The 3481-nt window shown below is 42.7% G+C and carries 4 protein-coding genes; all 4 read right to left on the bottom strand.

Going from position 1 to position 3481, the window contains the following annotated elements:
- Positions 1-15: 15 nt before the first annotated feature.
- Entirely contained in the window at positions 16-1119 is a 1104-nt protein-coding gene (locus QZL64_RS11770; protein ID WP_021842157.1) for a DUF362 domain-containing protein, read from the bottom strand.
- Positions 1120-1392: 273 nt separating this feature from the next.
- Entirely contained in the window at positions 1393-1893 is a 501-nt protein-coding gene (gene queF, locus QZL64_RS11765) for a preQ(1) synthase (protein ID WP_021842156.1), read from the bottom strand.
- Between the two features lie 117 nt (positions 1894-2010).
- Positions 2011-2589: a QueT transporter family protein gene (locus QZL64_RS11760; protein WP_021842155.1), complete on the bottom strand. Its 579-nt coding sequence runs from the start codon at positions 2587-2589 to the stop codon at positions 2011-2013.
- A gap of 163 nt (positions 2590-2752) precedes the next feature.
- The coding region (locus tag QZL64_RS11755; RefSeq protein ID WP_296309603.1) for a thiamine pyrophosphate-dependent enzyme at positions 2753-3481 on the bottom strand (729 nt) is incomplete at its 5' end.

Genomic DNA, 3481 nt, shown 5'->3' with positions numbered 1-3481 from the left:
CTTTTTTATTTTAAATTATTTTACTTCCACAATTTCATAACTTCTGGAACCGAGGCCCATTTGTTCAGCACGTTTCAGGGCCGCTTCCCAGTCCGTATTCGGCGAAATAGTATGGAAATGATCCCAACTCTTTTCTTCCGCTTCGTCAAGCATACTGCCCGGCATTGGTGGTTGCGCATTCACTTTATCGACACAAGCCTGATCGAGCGCTACGAGGTCATAGGATGCCATAATTCCTACATCCGGTACGATTGGCATATCATTTTCACCATGACAGTCACAATATGGCGATACGTCCATAACAAAGCTGATATGGAAACGCGGACGATTGCGAACGACAGCGGCTGTATATTCCGCCATTTTTTCACTCAATACGGTATTGGCTTCATCCCATTTCGGCGAAATAGCATCAACCGGACATACGCCGACACAGCGACCGCAACCTACGCATTTTTCTTCCGTAATGAAGGATTTGCCGTTCGTTACATGCACCGCATCATGGGCACAATACTGTTCGCATTTATGGCAACCTACGCAGATTTCCTGCTGCACGAAAGGTTTACCGGCACTGTGCTGTTCCATTTTGCCGGCACGGGAACCGCCGCCCATGCCAAGGTTTTTAATAACGCCGCCAAAACCGGCTGATTCATGACCTTTGAAGTGAGTCATGGAAATGATGATGTCTGCGTCCATCAAAGCTTTACCAATTTTAGCTTCTTTGACATACTTCCCATCCGGAACCGGTACCAATTCTTCATCTAAGCCTTTTAAGCCATCGGCGATGATTACATGAGCCCCCGTATTGTACGGATTAAAACCATTCTGGTAGGCCGATTCGATGTGATCGATAGCGTTTTTACGACCGCCTACATATAATGTATTGCAGTCTGTCAGGAACGGTTTACCACCTAATTCCTTAATAATTTTCACGATACGTGCTACATAAGGCAGTTTAATATAAGCTAAGTTTCCCGGTTCGCCAAAGTGCATTTTAATAGCTACATATTTATTGTTAAAATCAATTTTGTCCATGCCCGCACGGCGCACCAACCGTTCCAATTTGTCCAAAAGACTTTCTCCTACGCGTGTGCGCAACGATGTAAAATATACCTCTGACATACCTATGTCACTCCTTACCTGTTTACCTAAACGAATTTGCGGTCGTTACCCTACGACCTAACCTATATCTTTATTATACTCTATTTATTATCAGATAGGTATCAACTAAATATTTTTTATAAAAAACAGCCATGAGTCTTAACGATAATGAGGACTCATGGCTGTTTTAAGTATTCAGTTAATTCTTTTGCTTAATACTCATTTTAATAGAGATTTTATTACGATTCTTCACGTAATAAAATTAGCGTTTTAACGTTGTGCTAAGTATTCCTTTTAGCGATAGGCCACCCGTTCCGGCTGCATATCATGGAAATGAAGACGTTCTTTGGCTACTTTTTCCCATTCAGTGCCCGGTTTGCCGTAGTTTGCATACGGATCGATAGCAAGACCGCCACGTGGCGTAAATTTGCCCCATACTTCGATATATTTTGGCTCCATGAGCTTAATTAAATCCTTCATAATGATGTTTACACAGTCTTCGTGGAAATCACCGTGATTGCGGAAACTGAACAAATACAGTTTAAGCGATTTACTTTCTACCAGACGTTCATCCGGCACATAGGAAATGTAAATGGTCGCAAAATCAGGTTGCCCCGTCATCGGACAAAGACTTGTAAACTCAGGACAATTAAATTTTACAAAATAATCAATGCCCGGATGTTTATTGACGAATGATTCAAGCACTTCCGGTGCATAGTCCATAGGATACTTGGTTTGTTGACTGCCAAGGCCGTGTACGCCCTGCAGTTCTTCACTGGTTCTTCCGCTTGCCATTAACGGCACCTCCTTACACAGTTTTAATAGTAAAACTAATTACATAGTATAGAATTGGTAATTATTTAGAGTGCAATTTCATGTTTGTGTAGTTTGTATGCACCATAATTATTCGTATTATAAACGGCTGGCTTCATTCACATCAAGTATAGCTTCTTCATCGCCGGCAGCCGCTTCAGCTGTTTTAACAGTCTCTTTCTTAGATTGTACCACACCGAGCATGGTACCGGCATAGCGTTCTAAGCCGTTAACAATAAAAAAGCTCACTACTGCAGAAATGCCCTGCCCCACTAATAGTGAAGTTACGAGTAGTAAATACGGTAAATTCAAAATCGGTGCCAACCAAAGTGGCACTACCAAACTGGGAACCAATGTAATAAAGGGAATGACAATCCAATTACCGAGGCCGCGTTTTTTACCATACGCAATACCGCCGGCCGTCATAAGACCTACCAAGCAGCCACCGATGGCATCAATCGGCCCTAAACCGCCCATAAGCAAGTTACTCACCAAATTACCGATACCGAAGGCCAGTACGGAAAACGGGAATAAGGCGGCTAAACCGTATAAAGCCGTAGCAATACGCACTTGATACTGCCCGAAAGCAAATCCTTGCGTCATCATCATAATCACAATATACATGGCTAAACAAAGCCCTGAAATAGTCAGCTTTTTTGTTGTACTTAAAGTATTCATTTTTATAATCTCCTTAGTTTTATTTAAAGACAGGATGGTTACGAACTGTCTAACAGTAAACAGAGTAACAGGCGACACCTTGGTATCGCCTGTTACCGATACAAGCGCTATGGCACCCGGTAAGACGTCACATCACTTGTTAAAATTACTGTTGTCGTACATCTTATTTGAATTCATTGCACAAGCCGCGGAACATGGCAGCATCAGGTTTTACTACGTCATGAACCAAAGCACGTACATGAGAACCACCGTTAGCGGCAGCCATTGCTTTTTCGAAGGATGGTTTCGTCGTATCTTGGTAGATAAGACCGGTCAACAAGCCTTCATGTTCGCCCAATGTTTTAAGGGCAGCGGCACGATCGGTAGGATCATAGCCTTCAATCGTCGTTAAGGACGTTAAGTTTTCTTTGAAGTAATCATAACCGTTACGTTTGTTGTAGGTTACGCAAGGACTAAATACGTTGATGAAAGAGAACCCTTCATGCTGCATGCCTTGTTTAATCAATTCAACGAGTTCCGCACGATTAATCATGTAGCCTTGCGCTACGAAAGTAGCACCGGAGGCAATTGCTGTTTCACAAATTGGCAATGGAGATTCAAACGAACCATGTGGGGACGTTTTAGTTACAAAGCCAATATCGGAACGAGGGGATGTCTGACCTTTGGTCAAGCCGTAAACATGGTTATCCATAACAACGTAAGTAATATTTACATTACGTTTGAATGCATGAATCGTATGGCCCATGCCGATAGCGAAGGCATCACCGTCACCGCCGCAAACAACAACATTTAAATCTTCATTAGCTAATTTTACCCCTTGAGCATAAGGTAACGCACGACCATGAGTCGTATGAGCACCGTATGCATAGAAGTAACCACCAATACGGCTGGA

Origin of the sequence: Veillonella sp. CAG:933, assembly GCF_000431435.1 — a bacterium.
GTDB lineage: Bacteria > Bacillota > Negativicutes > Veillonellales > Veillonellaceae > Veillonella_A.
Note: the sequence above shows the minus strand (reverse complement) of the source record. Positions and strands in the feature narration are given on the sequence as shown.